Genomic DNA, 19,490 nt, shown 5'->3' on the forward strand with positions numbered 1-19,490 from the left:
TTACCGTGGCGATCGGCTAACGGGCCGTGGCAGGGCAAGCGAACTAACAAAGGAAAATGTCGATGACACACGAAGAAAAAATGACTCCTTCGCGCCGGCGGTTTCTCGCCGAGACAGGATTGTCGGTGGGAGGGGCGCTGCTGGCCGTGGAGCCACTGCGGGCCGCCAGTTCCCCTGGAGAGATCAAGACCGTCGATGCCGGGGTTCTGAACGTGGCGTATGCGGAAGCCGGGCCTGCGAAGGGACCCGCGGTGATCCTGCTCCACGGGTGGCCTTACGATATCTACAGTTTTGCGGAGGTGTCCCCGCTGCTGGCAGCGGTCGGCTACCGAGTGATCACGCCGTACCTGCGCGGTTATGGGGCGACGCGCTTTCTGTCGTCCGAGACCCCTCGCAATGGGCAGCAGGCCGCGTTGGCTGCCGACACGATCGCCCTGATGGATGTGCTCGGCATCGAGTCGGCGATTCTGGGGGGCTTTGATTGGGGCGCGCGAACGGCGGACATCGTGGCGGCGTTGTGGCCGGAGCGTACGAAGGCTCTTGTGTCGGTGAGCGGGTATCTGATCGGCAGCCAGAGCGGCAACCGGCCTCCGCTGCCTCCGCAGGCTGAGCTCTCCTGGTGGTATCAGTTTTACTTTGCTACCGAGCGGGGCCAGGCCGGGTATGAGAAATACCGGAAGGAGTTCTCGAGACTCATCTGGCAGACCGCCTCGCCAAAGTGGAAATTCGACGATGCTACGTTCGATCGCAGCGCCGCGGCCTTCGACAATCCGGACCATGTGGCGATCGTGATTCACAACTACCGGTGGCGGCTGGGCCTGGCGGAAGGAGAGCCGAAGTTCGATGGGTTGGAGAAGCGGCTTGCCGAGGGTCCGGGCATTCCGGTGCCGAGCATTACCCTGGAAGGCGATGCGAATGGTGCGCCGCATCCGGATCCCGCGAGTTATGCGAAGAGGTTCACGGGCTGGTACCGGCATCGGGTGGCGAGTGGAGGGATTGGCCACAATCTGCCGCAGGAAGCGCCGGAGGTGTTCGCGAAGGCGGTGCTGGATTTGGGGGCGCAGAAGAATTGAGGTGGGCCGCATGGGGGCTTTGCGATAACACCTTTCAGTTGCTGGGCCGCCGGATGTCCGCAACGAGATAGAATTGCGGGCGATGGCCAATGTGCGGCTTTTTCTCGCCTTAACCTTACTCGTCCGCGTGGGGCTCCGCGCAGAGCCGCAAGATCAACCGCGAGTCCTTTCGGTCTGCGACGCGCTGAGGAGTGTGGAGCGGCTGAGCACTCGGATGGTAACGATCCGGGGCTTTGTTGGTTGGAGTCGTCCGCACGGTCTCCAAGTGATCGGGCAGGAGGGCATGGGCTCCGCTGAGCTGGTTTGCCCTGGCGCGCAGGGCCATAAGCGGTCCTGGATCCCTGCCATGCAGCTCACAACCCCCGAGGACCTGGAGGCTGACGAAGGATCGGTTTCTTTTCGCGAAAAAGCACCAACATTGTCGGATCTTGGCAGTGTTCTGTGCGAAGAGTTCATTCGTACCGGAACGAGCGGAGCGATTGTCATACTGACCGGCGAACTCAAGACTCGCAAGGGCATTCGGATTGAACGGCGCGGCGACGATATTATTGGAAACGGCTTCGGACAGGGCGGTGCATTTTCAGCACTGCTGGTTGTGCGTACCGTGGTCGCGGTGGAAGACGTGCGGACGCATGCTCCGCGCAGCCTTGAGCGGAAAGGGCCGTAGTCCAGACCGCGGTCGCGAGGGTGGTCGTTGAGGGCAAATCACTTCAACAACGAAGAGGCATATCGCACTTCTGCCGGGTAGAATTGGGGAGCGCCACGCCGTCGCGTTCGATGGCAGACTGGAAATGGTCTGTGAAATCGGACTCGATATGGAATCGATGGCCACCCGGTGCGATGCGTTCCCTGACACCACGACAGAAGAAGGCGCACGTGAGAGGCGGAGGAAGGTGAGAGTTCCTTAGTCCCGACACTCCGATGCTTGGCGGATGAATGGTGATCAGTGGCGAACGAGCGATGCAGCGGACCGGAATGTGGCTCCTGTTGAGTGACTGGTCTTGCTCGAATTCGAGATGTGGCTGTCCCGAGGACTCGGTGAGTAGGGGCTGGCGCGGCATTGCCCAGCATGCTTTCGGTTTCGACTGAGGCAGTGGGCCCGCCGGGCCTGGCGATGATAAGCTCTGAAACACCGAGAGCAACTATGAAACTGGATCGCAGTATGATTTCCGCGCTGATTTGCCTGGCTGCCAGCTTGAATGTGGGCCTGGCCCAGAATCGCGAGCCGGCGCAGATCGAGAGCTGGATCACAAGCCGGGACCGGTCTGCCTTGTTTGCGAAGCAGGCGAGCCCGGCGGCGTTCCAGGCGAATGCTCACGCCCGCGGGCCGGTGATTGTCGTGGATCCGGGCCAGCAGATGCAGTCTGTCGACGGCTTCGGGTTTGCGCTGACAGGTGGAAGCGCGGAACTGCTGTCAAAGATGAGTCCCCAGGCTCGGGCCGACGTGCTGCGGCGGACGTTTGCCACGGATGGCGATCACATCGGGGTCAGCTACCTGCGGCTCACGATCGGCGCGTCGGACCTGAACAGCTTCGTATTCTCCTATGACGACCTGGCGCCCGGCGAGACGGATTTTGAGCTGAAGAAGTTCGACCTGGGGCAGGACCGGAAGGACGTGATCCCGGTATTGAAGGAGATCCTGGCTATCGCTCCTGGGATCAAGATTCTGGGCTCGCCGTGGTCGGCGCCTGCCTGGATGAAGACGAACAACAACGTCCGCGGGGGCGCTCTGGCGGAGCGGTGCTACGCGGTCTATGCGCAGTATCTCGTGCGGTATGTGGAGGAGATGCGGAAGGAGGGGATCGCGATCGATGCGATCACCATCCAGAATGAGCCGCTGAATTCCAAGAACACGCCCAGCATGCAGTGGCAGGTCAGCCAGCAACTGGTGTTCCTTCGGGATCATCTCTATCCGGCGTTCACCAAGGCGGGCTTGAAGACGAAGGTGATCCTGTTCGATCACAATTGCGATCGTCCCGACTATCCGCTGGCGCTGTTGAGCGATCCGGTGATTTCGCGCTTCGCCGATGGCTCGGGGTTCCACCACTACGGTGGAGACCTGGCGGCGATGAGCCTGATGCACCTGGCACGGCCCGACAAGAACGTCTATTTCACCGAGCAGATGATCATCGAAAAACCCGGCAGCCCGACGATCGACATTGCGGCGACCGTCAAGCGGATGCTGATCGACACGACGCGGAACTGGAGCCGGAATGTGATTTTGTGGAACCTGGCCGCCGATCCGGAGAACAAGCCGCATACGGACAACGGAGGCTGTCCGATGTGCCAGGGCGGGGTCACCCTGGACAAGGACGCGGTGACGATCAATCTCGCCTACTACACGATTGCCCACGCTTCGAAATTCGTGCGTCCCGGTTCGGTGCGCATCGGATCGACCGGCGCGGGAGACAGGGCGGTCGGGCTGACCGAGGATGAGGAGCGTCCGGGGGTGAAGCGAGTCGTGGTGATTGAGAGTGCGCAGGTCCTGCCCAATGTGGCTTTCCGGACGCCGGATGGAAAGATCGTTCTGGTTGTCGCGAACGATACGCAGTCGGTGAACGGTTTTGCCATCCAGTATCGAGGGGAAGTGGCCAACCTGCGGCTGAGCCCCGGCGGGGTGGGGACGTATATCTGGGCCGCCGAATGAGGCGGTGATTCCCGTTGTCCGATGCCGCCGGGACCGCGGGTCCCTGTGGGTCCAAATCGCTTAATATGCGCAGGCCGGTGTAGCCCACTACGGCCGCCGGACAGGCGTCGTCTTCGTATATATGCCTTGACAGGTATATGCGGCTCAGGGTATATCAGGAGAGTGGAATCTGTTTTCGAAATCATCGCGGAGCCGAACCGCCGCGCGATCCTGAGCCTGCTGGTCTCGTCGCAACAGTCGGTGGGTGAGATCGAGCGTCATCTGGGGATGCCGCAGCCGACCGTGTCTAAGCACTTGCGGGTGCTGCGGGAGGCCGGTTTCGTGGAATCGACGGTGGACGCGCAGCGCCGTCTGTACCGGCTGAAACCGGAACCGCTGCAGGAGATCGATGCGTGGCTGGCTCCGTTCCGCCGGTTCTGGTCTGTCCACCTGGATGCTCTCGAGCGCCACTTGGATCGCATGGAGCAAGCCGCGCCGGCAGCAGTGAAGAAAAAGACTGGGCGAAGCACAAGGAGAGGAAGATGAACGATCGTGTGCAGTACACACCAGGCCCGGCGAGCGGAGCACGGGTAGAAAAGGACGGAGAGAAGTGGACGCTTGTCCTTGTCAGGGAACTCCGGCACTCACCGGAGAGAGTCTGGCAGGCGCTGACCGAGCCGGCGCACTTGCGCGAGTGGGCGCCTTTCGACGCGGACGGGAGCATGGGTACGGCGGGATCCACAGTGAAGCTCACCACGGTGGGTGCGCCGAAGCCCATGGTTTCCGAGACAAGGGTGACGCGCGCCGAGGCTCCCAGGCTGCTGGAGTATAGCTGGGGCGGGCAGGACATTCGATGGCAGCTGGAAGCCCAGGGTGAAGGCACGCGCCTCACGCTCTGGCACAACATCGATCGCCGCTTCATCGCCTGGGGTGCCGCGGGCTGGCACCTGTGCTTCGATGTGCTGGACCGGCTTCTCGCGGGCGATCCGATGGGGCGCACGGTGGGCCCGGATGCCATGAAGTTCGAAGGCTGGCAGCGTTTGACCACGGAGTACGCGCAGCAATTTGGCGTGGAGTCCCCCGGTTGGCCGTCCGCGGCCCCAAAGTCCTGAGGAGTGAAAGGAGAGACCTATGGAATCGACCCTGCGGAACCCGGCCCTGTTGGGCACTAGAAACATCCCAAGAACGATGACGATCCTCTATTGGACGGCCACCGCGATCTTCTGCCTGCAGATGAGCTTTACCGCCTACGCGCAACTCACCTTGCCGCAGGTGGCGGAGGCGTTCACCCACCTCGGGTTCCCCTCGTACTTCCGGGTGGAGCTCTCCTGCGCCAAGCTCCTCGGCGTCGTGCTGTTGCTGGCGCCAGTGCCGGCACGGCTGAAGGAGTGGGCCTATGCGGGTTTCGCCATTAACCTTGGCTCGGCGCTGATCGCTCATTTTGCGGTGGGCGATGGCTCGGAGGCGTGGGGCTGGGCAGCCGCCACTTCTGTGCTGTGGGGGCTCTCCTACTTCTCCTGGCGCCGCCGACCCGCCATGCGGGCAAGCGTCTGGCTGGGCACTGCCGGCCATCCCGGTACAAACTGAGTCCAGTGAAGAGAGGGGCTGTGGAATGGAATCGAAGACGAAGAAGACTGAACTGGCGGAATCCGCCTCTGTGTTGATCGACGGGCGGATCCAGGAACTGGGCGACTGGCGCGGCGAAATGCTGGCGCGCGTGCGTGCCCTGATCCACGAAGCGGACCCCGAAGTCGTCGAAGAATGGAAGTGGATGGGGACCCCGATCTGGTCCCACGCCGGCATCCTCTGCACAGGCGAGACGTACAAGAGCATCGTCAAGATGACGTTCGCCAAGGGCGCCGCGTTGAAGGATCCGGCCGGCCTTTTCAATTCCAGCCTGGAAGGGAATGTCCGGCGCGCCATCGATATCCACGAGGGCGAGAAGGTGGATGAGGACGCGTTGAAGGACCTCATCCGCGCAGCGGTGGCGCTGAATCTCGAGACCAAGAATAGACCGAAGCCCCGGCGCGCGAGCGGCAAACGGGCCGGCTAGATCCTCGGGCAAGCACGTGTCCAGGTGCCGGTCCTGCCGCGTGTAGCGGATTCGGAGAATGGATGGATTCTCCCCGAAGCTGCGAGAATAGAGGGAAATGGACTATTTTTCACCGGCGCAATGCGCCGGGTATGTGGCTTTGGTGTTGGGCGTAGGGGCGTTTCTGACCAGGGACGACCGGCGGATGAAGCTGCTGCTTTCGGCGGAGAGCGTGGTGTACGGGGCGCATTTCCTCATGCTGGGCAACCTGCCCGCGGCTGGGTCGGCCGGGATCTCGGCCGGCAGGACCTATCTGTCGTTGCGCTCACGATCGCTTTGGCTGGCGGCGGCGGCCATCGCGTTGAACATCTGGGTGGGGTTGCGGGTGGCGCACAGTGGGCTGGGGTGGCTGCCGATTGTGGGGTCGTGCGTGGCGACGGTGGGATTCTTCACGCTGGATGGCATGCGGCTGCGGCTGGTGCTGCTGACGTCGACACTGATGTGGCTGGCGAACGGGTATATCAGCCGTTCCATCGGAGGGACGGTGCTGGAATCCCTGATCGCGACGGCCAATATTACGACTCTCGTGCGGATGGGGCTGGAGAAGGCGCGGCTGCGGGCGGCAGTTTAGCTCGTCTCCCTGGCCGCATGATCTCATGTGGCCCCTGGAATGCAGCTACCATTCTCCTGCCGGGCCCCTGGTTGGGCCTGGCGTGTCAGCCTTTGGCGTGGTGTCCGCCTTCCGCGCGGGGCAGAGCAACGCACCCGACAGCATCAGCAAGGAGTTTCCTGGAATGCCCATAGGTCCTAGAGAACGGCACCGTATCGGACGCATTGGATGGCTGCGCGCGGCCGTGCTGGGCGCGAATGACGGCATTCTGTCCACAGCGAGCCTGATGCTGGGGGTGGCCACCTCGCATGCGACCCAAGCCAACGTTGTGGTGGCCGGCGTCGCGGGGTTGGTAGCCGGCGCAATGTCCATGGCCGCCGGTGAGTACGTATCGGTGCACTCACAGGCGGACACGGAGAAAGCGGAACTTGAGCTGGAGAAGACCGAGCTGAGAGCAGACAGCGCAGCCGAACATGCCGAACTGGCGGCCATCTACGTTGCTCGCGGGCTGGAGCCAGAGCTGGCCAAGGAAGTGGCGATACAGTTGATGGCCCACGATGCGTTGGGTTCCCATGCCCGTGACGAGCTGGGTATCTCGGACGCGTTCAGTGCACGTCCGGTTCAGGCCGCATTGGCTTCTGCGGGTAGCTTTGCCGTTGGGGCGGCGATGCCGCTGCTGGTGACCGTCTTCGCTCCGGAGGCGATGCTACTCCCGCTGATCGCAGGCACTTCTCTGATATTCCTGACTTCGCTTGGGGCCTTGGCGGCACGGGCGGGCGGCGCGGGTGTCGCAATGGGGGCGCTGAGGGTAGGGTTCTGGGGTGCATTGGCGATGGCGGTCACTTCCGGTGCCGGGGCGCTGTTCGGAACCAGTGTGTGACCGGGCGGGGGGCGCAGTGCATCGAGTGACAGCGCGTGGTCACCTGGCATCCGAGCGTCATAACCGCCGCTGCGCCGGTAATCCTGATCCGCCTGCACGACGCGCCAGGCGGCTGCGTCTAGCAGTCACAGGAGCATTGGACGATGCATGCTTGGGCTGGGGCAGTCGAATCCGCATGGCGGGATCTCGTTGTGGGGTTCCGGGTTCTTCGCCGCAGCCCGTCGATCCTCTTCAGTGCATTGGCCGTCCTAAGCCTGACGATGGGCGCATCCATGGCGCTCGTGTCACTATCAGACCGGCTGCTGCTCAAGCCTCTGCCGATTGAGCACCCGGATCGCCTCTTTCAACTGGTGCGTCCCGCAGCCCAAGGCGGATTGACCCAGGACTCGTTTCCCGGCTCGCTCATTGCCCAACTCGAAGGTGCAACGAAAGGGGTTGGCACCATCCTCACGGTGGGCTTTCCGAACGACGAATTCGTGTCCTTTGGAAGCGGAGCGTTCCTGCCAGAGCCGGCCCGGCTCCAGTCCTTGGATGTCAAAGGTTTCGCTCTGCTCGGAGTCCAGCCCGCGCTGGGCAGAGGGTTCGAAGCGGGCGACAGTGAGCCTGGCGCTGAGCCTGTGGCGATTCTCAGCCACGAGTACTGGCAGCGGCGCTTTGGAGGAGCACCCGACGTACTCGGCACACTGCTGCGGCGGCGGGACAAGATCGTCAGGATCGTCGGTGTGCTGCCGGGCGGGTGTCCAGAGCTGGATCTCGGTAGTAGTCCGGATGCATGGTTGCCCGCCGGACGGGGGCAGGGCGGGCGCCTGCTGGTGGTGCTGCGGGAGAACACCGGCCCCCTTCAGTTGGAGGCGGCGCTGCGCCCCGCGTGGGAAGAGTACCTGCGGAGCCAGCCGCCCACCCAAACCCGCCAGGAGAACGCGCGCCTCGCGCGGATGCGCCTTCAGGCCGTGGACGCCTCGAAGGGCCTACGGTCGGACATCCGGAACCGGTTCACAACCCCACTGGCGGCCCTGACGGTAGGGGCCCTGCTTTTGTTGCTGACTGGCTGTGGCAACTCGGGCCTGCTGCTGGCCGCGCTGCACGACCGGCGGCGCGGTGAGATCGCCATTCGAATGGCTCTTGGTGCGAGCCGGTGGCGTCTTGTCCGGCAGGTAGTGGTGGAGACCACGGCCTTGCCGGTCATCGCGTGTCTGCCCGGTGCCATGCTGGCCCCCCTCATTGCCGGAATGTTGGTAGGGTTGGCCTCAGATCCGGACCGGCCGATGCGGTTAGCGTGGCAATGGGACTGGCGGTTCGCCGTGATGGCGGCTGCCTGCTGCGGCATTGCCGCGGCCGTTTCCGCGGCTCTGCCTGCGTGGCGCTTGTCGGGGATTCAACGGCAGGATGCAGGACACAGTCGGCTTTCCTTCCGGCACCGGAATCACTCTGGATTTCAGCCCGCCTGGTTGTTCATCGCGGTGCAAGCGGGGTTGGCTGTCATCCTGCTGGCCGGAGGCGGGCTGCTGCAGACAACCTGGTACAACCTGGAGCGGTTGAACCCCGGCTTTGACCAGCAGCGGCTCTCGATTGCGGAGTTACAGTGGGCACGCGAGGGAAGCCGGGCGTACACAAACTCCGTATACCGGTTGCTGCTCGCACGCATTGCGGAACTCCCTGGAGTGGCGAGGGTCAGCCTGTCGGGCTGGAGCTACTTCGGAGGCAACTCCCGTCGTGCCGCCATTGTTCCCGAGCACCCGCAAGGCGAGGGCGCCACCGAGCCGGCTGAGTTCCTGTCTGTTGCGCCCGGCTTCTTCCGGACGATGGGTGTCCGGCTGATGCGTGGACGAGACTTCAGCCCCGCGGATACCGAGGCGGCACCGCTAGCCGCCATTTTGAATGAATCCGCAACGCGTCTCTATTTTGGCAATGGCCTGGCGTTGGGCCACAGATTCTCCATCTTCGATCCGAAGCAGAAGATTGAAGTTGTGGGAATCGTTGAAGACACCAAGTTAAACGGCCTGCGAGGGCCTGCGCCTCCGTTGGTTTATCTCCCCTTCTTCCAATCCGAGTTTCGAGGGACCAGCGACATGCCGGCCTCGATTGAGATTCAGTCCTTACCCGGGGCTCGCTTGGACGTGCCGGAGTTAACCCGAGTCATACGCACTGCCGCACCCGGTTTGGCGGTCCGCCGTGTACGGACACAGCGCGACCTGGTTGAGCGCTCCCTGTTGCGTGAGCGGCTGCTTGCCGTCGTTGCGGTGGCGCTGGGTTTGTGTGCGTTGCTTCTGGCGGGGCTCGGCCTGAGCGGAGCGATCGCGCACTCAGTCGCCAGCCGGCAGAAGGAGTTCGGCATCCGGCTCGCCTTGGGGGCGACTGCCCGTCATCTAGTTGGAGGTGGCATCTTGCGCGCGCTGGCGCCGGTAGGGATGGGTACTCTCGCCGGAGCCATCGCGGCGTTGTTCCTGGCACGGTTCCTGAAGTCGATGCTGTATGGCATCGAGCCTGCCAACCCTTTCGTACTGGGAGGCGCGGCGCTGGTGTTATTGGCTGCTTCGGCGGTTGCCGCGCTGGTTCCTTTGACGCGTACCCTCAGGGTGAAACCTGCCGTAGCCCTCCGGCAGGAATAGCTGCATCACGGCGCGCGGTGGCCAGTCCACCTGAACATGTGGCTGTGTAGGCAACCACACTCCAGCCCCATCGGATGGATGCCACACGGAGCTCTTCCCGGTGCTGGTGCAAATCTCCTACCGATCGATTCGCTCAAATTGGTGGTGCTCGTTGATTGCGGAACAGCAGCAAGAGAAGACGAAGTTTAATTTGACTGCGAACGTAAGATGACCTACAGTTTCTCAAGATAAAGGAACCTGTATGTCCTCTTCATTTAGTCCCCGAATTAGTGTACTGGGTGCTCTGTCCTTTTCGATTGCACTTGGCGGCATCACGACAGCCGCAGTGGCACAGCCCGGCCGTATCCGGGTGATTGAAGAGTCCGCTGGAGCGGGCTACCAGAGCAGGGAGCTTGGTGCGATCGCGGGGGCGGCGCGAATTGCGATGCCGTCGCAAGGCGCGCACCTGCTGGTGCTTACGAGTTCGCGCCGGGTGTGGGCCTGGGGCGACAATGCCTCAGGTCAGTTGGGGACGGGTGATGTGGAGCGGGTCGAGGGCTGGCATCTGGTGGAAGGGCTGGAGGATGTGGTGGCCGTGGCAGCGGGCACGCAGCATTCCGTCGCTTTGAAGCGAGACGGCACGGTGTGGACATGGGGCTGCAACTATGAGGGTCAGTTGGGTGATGGGTCGTTGCTATGCCATGCCCAGCCGCGCATGGTGGAGGGCCTGTCGGAGGTACAGTCCATTGCGGCGGATGGGGCCTTCACGGCGGCGCTGCGGAGCGACGGTTCCGTGGTGGTATTTGGCGCCAACTGGACGGGGATCGCACCCGGTGAGGCCCGCGGCTTGCTGCTGCGTCCGACCCTGGTGCGCGGTCTCCGACTGAAGGAGGAGTTGGCCGTGCAGGCCGGACGCATCGTCGGATTGGAGAAGAGGCCCGAGGGAGCCTCGGTTTGGCCGGGCAGGATCGGACTGGACCGCAGGGTGTTGGTGACGGACGAGGCGATCTCCGTGGAGGAGGGCGGCCGGGCGGTCTTTACCCTGCCGTTGGAAGAGAAAGCGACTGCGTGGGCGGCTGGTTGGGCGTTGGCCTGGATTGAGGGCGGAGCGGAGATGGAGAGCGGCGACGGCGCAGCCGAACAGGCCGCCTCGGGCAGCGGCCAGAAAGCGGCCGCGGGGATAGCGGCGGCGCGTTTGGCGACTGCGGCGTTGACGGGGGGATTGTCGCGCGCGGCCGTGGGTCCGGGTTGGGTCGCGGCCGGACAGTCTCACAGCTTGAAGCTCAATGCCGATGGCACGGTTTGGGCGTGGGGGCGGAACTCGGCCGGGCAACTGGGAGACGGCACCACCGCACAGCGGAGCCGGGCCGTGCAGGTCTATGGACTCACTGGGGTGGTGGCGCTTTCCGGGGGCAGCGGGCATAGCCTTGCGCTGAAGAGCGATGGGACCGTCTGGTCGTGGGGCCAGAACTGGGCGGGCCAGCTTGGTGATGGCACGACCACCACGCGTCTCACTCCGGTGCAGGTGCAGGGGCTGTCGGGAATCACTGCGATCGCCAGCGGCATGGAGCACAACCTGGCCCGGAAGAACGATGGCACGGTTTGGGCCTGGGGCTACAACTCCGACGGGCAGATTGGAGACGGCAGCAACACAAATCGGACTGTACCGGTGCAGGTGCCGGCGATGACGAATGCGGCCGCGGTGGGCGCCGGCTCCTATTTCTCGCTGGTGGTGAAGAGTGACGGCAGCGTGTGGGGCTGGGGCGCCAACCTGCAGGGGCAGTTGGGCGATGGCACGACGACGTCCCGAGTCTCGCCGGTGCAGGCATCTGGAGTATCCGGAGCCACGGCGGTGGCCGGCGGCAGCAGCCATACGCTGGCTCTGAAGAGCAATGGCACCGTCCTGGCCTGGGGTGCGAACTACTCCGGGTCGCTGGGCGACACGACGTCGGCGCAGCGGCTGACGGCGGTTGCGGTGAGCGGCGTGAGTTCTGCTGTCGCCATCGCCGCTGCCCAGAATCACAGTGAGGCGGTGAAAGCCGATGGCACGCTCTGGATCTGGGGCGAGAACCCACAGGGCCAGTTGGGCAACGGCACTGTGTTTGACCAGTTCACTCCCTTTGCAGTGAACGGCCTAAGCGGAGTGGCCGCGGCCGCCACCGGGCGTTACCACACGCTGGCGATGAAGGCGGACGGCAGCATCGTGTCCTGGGGCTTCGACGAGGAAGGCCAGTTGGGCACCGGCGCGACGACTGTCCGGATGTCTGCAATCAGCCCGGCCGGACTGACCAACGTGACGAGAATCGCATTGAACAACACGCATGCCCTGGCGCTGCGCAGCGACGGGTCTGTATGGTCGTGGGGGCAGAATGCCTTTGGGCAGTTGGGGAATGGGTCGAACGGGATTGCGGCTAATGTGCCGGGCGCGATCAGCGGGCTGAGCGGGATCACAGCGGTTGCGGTGGGTTATGCGCATAGCCTCGCACTCAAGAACGATGGAACGGTGTGGGCTTGGGGCCAGAATTGGGGTGGACACCTGGGAGACGGAACGAACACGAACAGGAATGCTCCAGTGCAGGTGGTGGGACTGAGTACGGTGACGGCCATTGCCGCTGGCATCAACCATAGCCTGGCGGTGAAGGCTGATGGCACGGTCTGGGCGATGGGCTACAACGGCAACGGCCAGTTGGGCGACGGCAGCACCACTAACCGCAATACGGCGGTCCAGGTGTCCGGCCTGACGGGGATCGTGGCAGTGGCGGGCGGCAACGCCTCCAGTTACGCGCTGAAGAACGACGGGACGGTGTGGGCGTGGGGCTCGAACGGCCAAGGGCAACTCGGTGACGGTACGAACACGCAACGGACGACCCCTGTGCAGGTGACCGGACTCACCGGCATCGTTGCCATCTCGTCCGACAACAACCACACCCTCGCGCTGAAGAACGACGGTACCGTGTGGGGATGGGGCCAGAACGGCAGCGGCCAACTCGGCGACGGAAGCACCACGAACCGGAAGTCTCCGGTGCAGGTGACCGGGCTCACGAGTGTGGCCGGCATTTCGGCCGGGCAGACGCACTCCCTGGCCGTCCTGACGAATGGGACGTTGTGGGCGTGGGGCTATAACGGCTTCGGGCAACTGGGCGACGGCAGCCTGACGCAGCGGACTGTGCCGGTGCAGATTGCCGGGTTCAGCGGCGTGAGTTCCGTCACTGCAGGAGTGAACCAGAGCATGGCCGTGCTGACGAACGGCACCGTGCTGTCCTGGGGGTCGGTTGGCTGCGGGCAACTCGGGGAAGGGTCCACGCTGCTTTCGGCCGGGGGGGCAGCGGTCCTGAACGCCGCCGCGTCCGATCTGGTGCTTACCAAGACGGCGGCGCGGCCGTTCCGGCTGAGTGCCTATGCGGCATACACGCTTTCGGTCACCAATGCGGGCGGGCTGGCCAGCAGCGGGGTCACTACGTTGACCGATGTGCTGCCGGCGGGCCTGACCTACGTTTCCGCATTCGGGCCGGGCTGGTCATGCGGGGCTTCGGGGCAAACCGTCACCTGCGTTTCTGTGAATCCCGTCTATTCGGGAGTGGGGACCAGTGTCGCGATTCTGGTCGGTGTGAGCCCGTCGGCATCGGCGACGCTCAGCAATACCGCGACCCTGGTGAATGCCTCCGATTCAAATACGGCAAACAATACTTCCACCACGGTGACGAATGTGACCCCGCAGTTGCCGGGCACGGGTTTGATCGCGGCCGGCCGCAATGCGGGTTTCCGGGTCAACGGCAGCGGCGCAATTTTCTCCTGGGGCGACAACTCCAGCGCCCAGTTGGGCGACGGAACACAGGCAGGCCGCTCTACGCCGATGCAGGTGCTGGGGAATCTCAGCGGTGTGATCGCGATGGCGAGCGGTTCGGGCCACGCGCTGGCGCTGAAGAGTGACGGGACGGTGTGGGGGTGGGGCAACAACGGGTCCGGTCAACTGGGTGACGCCAGCAACGCCCTGCGGTACCTGCCGGTGCAGGCGAGCGGGCTGACCAATGTGATCAGCATCTCGGCCGGCGAGCAGTTCAGCATGGCGCTGAAGTCCGACGGGACAGTCTGGTGCTGGGGATCCAACAGCAACGGGCAACTCGGCGACGGCACCACGACTTCGCGCAATACACCGGTGCAGGTAACCGGCCTCACCGGAGTGGTGGGGATCTCGGCCGGAAACTACTTCGCGCTGGCGGTGAAGAGCGACGGAACCGTGCTGAGCTGGGGCTATAACAACGCAGGGCAGCTGGGCGACGGAGGGACGACTTCTCGCAGTACGGCGTTGCCGGTGAGCGGGCTTTCCGGGGCGATCGCCGTCTCGGCGGGCGGCAGCCACTCCCTGGCCCTGATGGGCGACGGCAGTGTCCGCGGGTGGGGCCAGAACTGGGGTGGCCACCTCGGCGATGGGACCACCACGCAACGCCTCACACCCGTGCAGGCGCTTGGCCTCAATGGCGTGATCGTCCTGGTTTCAGGCCGCGATCACAATCTGGCGCTGAGGAGCGACGGAACGGTTTGGGGTTGGGGATCGGCCAACGACGGCCAACTCGGCAACAACAACATGCAGAATGTGACGACACCCACCTTGATTGCGAGCGCCGGGCCGGCCGCCGGCCTGGCCGCGGGTGATCTTCACAGCCTGATTCTGCGCACGGACGGCAGCGTGTACTCCATGGGGTATAACGGCCTGGGGCAGTTGGGCAACGGTGCGGCTTTGCTGCGCGCGGCACCCGGCTCGGCCGGCGGGCTGACCGGTATTGTTTCCGCCTCCGTCAGCGTCAGTTTTGGGATTGCATCCAGGAACGACGGGACGGTGTGGACGTGGGGCCGCAACTTCAACGGGCAGTTGGGCAATGGCGCCATGGGCTGGGGCACGGGCGTGCCGGCCCAGGTGGCCGGCCTGGCCGGGTTCACGGCGGTGGCGGCGGGCGATGGCCATGCGCTGGCTTTGAAGAGCGACGGAACCGTCTGGGCCTGGGGCCAGAATTACTATGGGCAGTTGGGTGATGGCACCACCACCACGCGCGGGACGCCGGCCCAGGTGACCGGACTGACGAGCATAGTCGCGGTGGCGGCCGGCCAGGGCTTCAGTCTCGCTCTGAGAAACGATGGAGCCGTGTGGGCATGGGGCCTGAATAACAACGGCCAGTTGGGTGACGGAACTACCACCAACCGGTCGACGCCTTACCAGGCGTTCTCGAGCGCGATAGCTATCTCCGCGGGCACAAGCCATTCCCTCGTCGTGAAGAGCGACGGGACTGCCTGGGCTTGGGGCTGGAATGGAAACGGGCAATTGGGTGACGGGACGACGGCGAACCGCACCAATCCGATCCAGGTGCCCGGCCTGACGGGCATGTCGAAGATCTCAGCGGGCAACTCCTCCAGCGCCGCTTTGAAATCCGATGGGACGGTGTGGACGTGGGGATGGAACGGCAACGGGCAGTTGGGCGACGGGACGACGACGAGCCACACCAGCCCGGTCCAGGTATCCGGACTGACCTCAGTGACGGCCCTGAGCGCGGGCACCAATCACGTGGCCGCGCTCCGGAACGACGGCACGCTCTGGGCCTGGGGCTTCAATCTGTACGGCCAATTGGGCGACGGGACGACCGTCAACCGCACGGTTCCGGTCCAGGTGAACGGTTTCAGCGGGGTGGCCGCAGTGGCCGCGGGCGGCTTTGAGACGCTCGCAATCAAGACAGACACATCGCTCTGGAGTTGGGGCTCCTTCAGCTACGGGCAACTGGGGAATGGAGCGACCCTCACCGTTTTCGCTCCCACGGCGATCGCCGCCGTGCCGCCGCCGGACTTGGCCTTGAGCAATACGGCCAGCATCCAGTTCGCGGTGGGCGCCAAGGCGTCCTATCTATTCTCCGTGACGAATGTTGGCGGATCCGCGACCAGCGGAACAATTACGCTTTCAGACACTCTGCCGGCGGGGCTGAGTTATGCGTCCGCATCGGGCGCAGGCTGGAGTTGCTCCGCGAACGGACAGACGGTGACCTGCACCAGCGGCACTGTGATCTACCCCAACTTCAGCAGCAACCTCTCGATCCAGGTGAACGTGGCGCAGGCCGCGTATCCGTCCGTTTCGAACACGGCTAGCGTCGCCCTGGCGGCCGACGTGAATGCGGTAAACAACTCCTCGACGGTGGTGAAGCCGGTCAGCCAGCAGGCCAGTGCGCAGTCTCACATGCTCATCGCCATGGGTGTCGGACACACTCTGCGTGTCGCGCCCAATGGCACGGTGTGGGCATGGGGCTATAACGGCATGGGCCAGTTGGGGGACGGCACACTCATTCAGAGGAACGGGCCAGCGCCGGTGCCCGGCCTGACGGGCATCACGGATGTGGCCGCCGGCAACTATCACAGCCTGGCGTTGAAGTCCGATGGCACGGTCTGGACATGGGGCTATAACGCCAAAGGCCAACTGGGCGATGGGACTTCGGCCAACCGGGGTACCGCCCAGCAGGTCGCGGGTTTGAGCGGAGTGGTCGCCATTGCGGCCGGTCCGTCCGCGAGCATGGCGCTGAAGTCTGACGGTACGGTGTGGACATGGGGCTACAACAATGCCGGCCAGTTAGGCGACGGGACGATGATAGATCGCCCCACGCCGGTTCAGGTGACGGGACTTGTAGGAGCCGCCGCGATCGCCATGGGCAATCAAGGCGGGCTTGCGGCGCGGGCGGACGGTTCCGTCTGGGCTTGGGGTTCCAATAGCTACGGACAGTTGGGTGACGGCACAACCGCCGCCAGGCTGACGCCCGCGGCCGTGAAGAATGCCAGCAATGTCACTTCCGTCGGCAGCGGGCTCTATCACTACCTCGCCCTACGTTCGGACGGGACGGTCCTGGCGTGGGGCTACAACGGTTACGGCCAATTGGGGGATGGCTCCACGGCGAACCGCTCCCTGCCTGGCCAGGTGGCGGGCCTGTCGAATGTGGCGCAGGTAGGTGCCGCACGGTATAGCACCTTCGCCCTGCTGAAGGACGGAACGCTAGTGGCTTGGGGTGACAACTCGAGCGGACAGCTCGGAGATGGGACCATGACGGAGCGGCATACGCCCGTCGCGGTGAGCGGCTTGACCGGGGTGACCGGTATCGCCGCGATCTGTCTGTCCTCCTACGGGAACGCAATCGCCATCAAGGCCGACGGAAGTTCATGGGCCTGGGGCTCCAATACCAACGGACAGTTAGGGAATGGACTGCTGTTGTTCCGCCCCTGGCCTGGGGTGGTGAGCGGACTCAACGGAGTCTCGTCCGCGTCGGGACGAGAGAATCATTTCCTGGCGCTGCGAACTGACGCTACGGTCAGGGCGTGGGGCAACAACAGCAATGGGGAACTGGGTGACGGCACCTGGATTGCGCGGGCTACCCCAGTGACGGTATCCGGATTGTCCGGCGTGAAGCAGGTATCCGCAGGGATGTCCCACAGTGTGGTCCTGAAGAATGACGGGACCGTCTGGACCTGGGGCTACAACGGCTCCGGCGAGTTGGGTGACGGCAGCACGAATGATCGGGCGGTCCCCGCGCAGGTGGCCGGCCTGAGCGGCGTCGCCTCCGTGGCGGCCGGCATGGAGCACAGTGTGGCGGTGCTCGCCAATGGCACTGTCTGGACCTGGGGCTACAACAATCAAGGGCAGCTCGGCGACGGAACCACCAACACTCGCTCACTGCCGGTACAAGTGCCCGGGCTCACGGGTGTGGCGCGTGTTGCTGGCGGCGACCTCTTTACCCTGGCGCTCAAGACTGACGGAACCGTGTGGGCCTGGGGCGACAATTCCGTGGGGGCCCTGGGAGACGGCACCACCACGGTGCGAATGTCGCCGATACAGGTGCCCGGTCTCAGCGGGATCCAGGCCATTACGACCGGCTACCGCCACAGCACTGCTCTGGGCTCGGATGGCAGCGTTTGGGTCTGGGGCAACAACGACTCTTCCGGGATGGGCGATGGGACCACCGCCGCGCACCTGAGCCCGACAAAGCTCCCGGGGCTGACGGGCATCGTCGCAATCTCAGGCGGCGGGCAGCACACCCTGGCGCTCAAGAACGACGGCACCGTCTGGGCTTGGGGGCGGAATGTCTCCGGGCAGTTGGGTGACGGCACCACCTTCAACCGGGCGACGCCCGTACCCGTGGCCATGCTGACAGGCGTTGCCGCCGTCTCAGCGGGCGGCGAGAACAGCGTCGCCATCCTGGGTGACGGCACGGTGCTCGCTTGGGGCACAGAGGACTCGGGCAAGTCGGGCGACGGGCAGTCCAGCCTGGCCATCGTCCCGGTCCAGTCGCTGCCCAACGGTTACGCCGACCTGACCATTTCGATGACGGACGGCGGCGCACTTACCATCGGTGCGCAGGCCACCTACACCCTGACAGTCACCAACATTGGGCAGAATGCCAGCAGTGGGGTGATCACCGTGACGGATCCTCTGCCGGCTGGCCTGAGCTATCTCAGCGCAACCGGCTCGGGCTGGAGTTGTTCGGCCGTGGGACAGTTGGTCACCTGCACCAACCCCAACTCACTGGCTCCCGGTGCCGCTTCCGTCATCTCTCTCAATGCGACGGTGCTGGCGGCTGCCTATCCGGCCGTGAGCAACATTGCCGCACTCTCCAATGCCAGCGATCTCAATCTGGCGAACAACACCACGGGCGATCCCCTGAGTGTCAGCGGCACAGCGGCAGTGAGCATCACACCCGCGTCCGGCAGCGGCGCGCAGCAGGTGTTCCAGGCTGTCTATAGCGGCGCCCAGGGATACCAGAAGATTCGCTGGGTACAACTTCTGTTCGCGGTGGCCCCCAATGGTGGCGGACAGGCCTTCTGCTTCCTCCACTATGACGTGCAAGGCAACGCCTTCTGGCTCTACTCCGATGTCTTCGGCTTCTTCGTAGGGCCGGTGACGCCCGGAGTCGCCTCGAGCGCATTGCAGGGTTCGCATTGCGCTCTCAACACAGCCGGCTCCAATGTCTCCGGTAATGGCGCGAACCTGACCCTGAACATGGCCGTGGTCTTCAAAGCCGCGGCGGTCCGCAACGTCTACATGCGTGCGATGGACATGACGGACTTCGATACGGGCACCGTGCAGCGCGGTACCTGGACGCAGGTGGCCGCCCCGCTTTCCAATCTGACGGTGAGCCCGGCCAGCGGAAACGGAGCAAGTCCGACGTTCACCCTCACCTTCCCAGACCCGCCCGGCTTCACCGGCTCGGCTCTCGGTTGGGAGGAGTTCCTGGTCGCCGCGGCAACGGACGGCGGCGGGCAGCCCTTCTGCTTCGTGCACTACGACCGGGCGGGCAACGGGTTGTGGATGTACTCTTCCGACGTCGGCTTCTTCCTGGGGCCGGTGGCGCCCGGAGCGAGCTCGAATGCGTTGAGTAGCTCGGCGTGTTCCGTCAACACCGCCGGAACTACATACCAGAACGTCAGTGGCAACCTGCTTCTGAATGTTCCATTAACCCTGAAGGCACCCATGAGCGGCACCAAACAGATGTATTTGCGGACCATGGATGCGCTCAGCCGTGACACCGGCTGGCAGCAGAAAGGAGCGTGGACGATTCCATAGCCACGGCTCACCGCAATGAGGGCCGCGCCGGTTACAGGGGGCCGGCGCGGCCAGCAACCTGGCCGAAGTTCTCGACGCCTGCGGATCGAAGCCGGATT

At 64.3% G+C, this 19,490-nt stretch carries 11 protein-coding genes; all 11 read left to right on the forward strand.

What is annotated here, in order from left to right:
• The first annotated feature begins 62 nt into the window (after positions 1-62).
• Positions 63-1,073: an alpha/beta fold hydrolase gene (locus IRI77_RS27840; RefSeq protein ID WP_194448250.1), complete on the forward strand. Its 1,011-nt coding sequence runs from the start codon at positions 63-65 to the stop codon at positions 1,071-1,073.
• 346 nt (positions 1,074-1,419) lie between these two features.
• The gene (locus IRI77_RS27845) at positions 1,420-1,740 is read left to right on the forward strand and encodes a hypothetical protein (protein WP_194448251.1); all 321 of its coding nucleotides are present in this window, start codon (positions 1,420-1,422) and stop codon (positions 1,738-1,740) included.
• Between the two features lie 495 nt (positions 1,741-2,235).
• A complete protein-coding gene (locus tag IRI77_RS27850) occupies positions 2,236-3,720 on the forward strand; it encodes a glycoside hydrolase family 30 protein (RefSeq protein WP_228486348.1) in 1,485 nt (494 codons plus the stop codon).
• Positions 3,721-3,882: 162 nt separating this feature from the next.
• Positions 3,883-4,245, forward strand: coding sequence for an ArsR/SmtB family transcription factor (locus IRI77_RS27855; RefSeq protein ID WP_194448253.1), 363 nt, complete (start codon positions 3,883-3,885; stop codon positions 4,243-4,245).
• Positions 4,242-4,811 carry an SRPBCC family protein gene (locus tag IRI77_RS27860; protein ID WP_194448254.1) on the forward strand — a complete coding sequence of 190 codons (570 nt, stop codon included), beginning with the start codon at positions 4,242-4,244 and terminating at the stop codon, positions 4,809-4,811. Before IRI77_RS27855 ends, IRI77_RS27860 begins: the two co-directional genes overlap by 4 nt.
• 19 nt (positions 4,812-4,830) lie before the next feature.
• Positions 4,831-5,286, forward strand: a complete 456-nt coding sequence (locus IRI77_RS27865; RefSeq protein WP_194448255.1) for a DoxX family protein — start codon at positions 4,831-4,833, stop codon at positions 5,284-5,286.
• 25 nt (positions 5,287-5,311) lie between these two features.
• Positions 5,312-5,752 carry a DUF1801 domain-containing protein gene (locus tag IRI77_RS27870; RefSeq protein WP_194448256.1) on the forward strand — a complete coding sequence of 147 codons (441 nt, stop codon included), beginning with the start codon at positions 5,312-5,314 and terminating at the stop codon, positions 5,750-5,752.
• A gap of 97 nt (positions 5,753-5,849) precedes the next feature.
• A complete protein-coding gene (locus IRI77_RS27875) occupies positions 5,850-6,362 on the forward strand; it encodes a YgjV family protein (protein WP_194448257.1) in 513 nt (170 codons plus the stop codon).
• Between the two features lie 163 nt (positions 6,363-6,525).
• Positions 6,526-7,221, forward strand: coding sequence for a VIT1/CCC1 transporter family protein (locus tag IRI77_RS27880; RefSeq protein WP_194453816.1), 696 nt, complete (start codon positions 6,526-6,528; stop codon positions 7,219-7,221).
• A 143-nt stretch (positions 7,222-7,364) separates the two neighbouring features.
• The gene (locus tag IRI77_RS27885) at positions 7,365-9,830 is read left to right on the forward strand and encodes an ABC transporter permease (RefSeq protein WP_194448258.1); all 2,466 of its coding nucleotides are present in this window, start codon (positions 7,365-7,367) and stop codon (positions 9,828-9,830) included.
• A gap of 241 nt (positions 9,831-10,071) precedes the next feature.
• Complete coding sequence (locus IRI77_RS38180; RefSeq protein WP_228486350.1) at positions 10,072-19,392, forward strand: RCC1 domain-containing protein; 9,321 nt, start codon at positions 10,072-10,074, stop codon at positions 19,390-19,392.
• The last annotated feature ends 98 nt before the right edge of the window (positions 19,393-19,490 follow it).

Source organism: Paludibaculum fermentans, from assembly GCF_015277775.1.
GTDB classification, from domain to species: domain Bacteria; phylum Acidobacteriota; class Terriglobia; order Bryobacterales; family Bryobacteraceae; genus Paludibaculum; species Paludibaculum fermentans.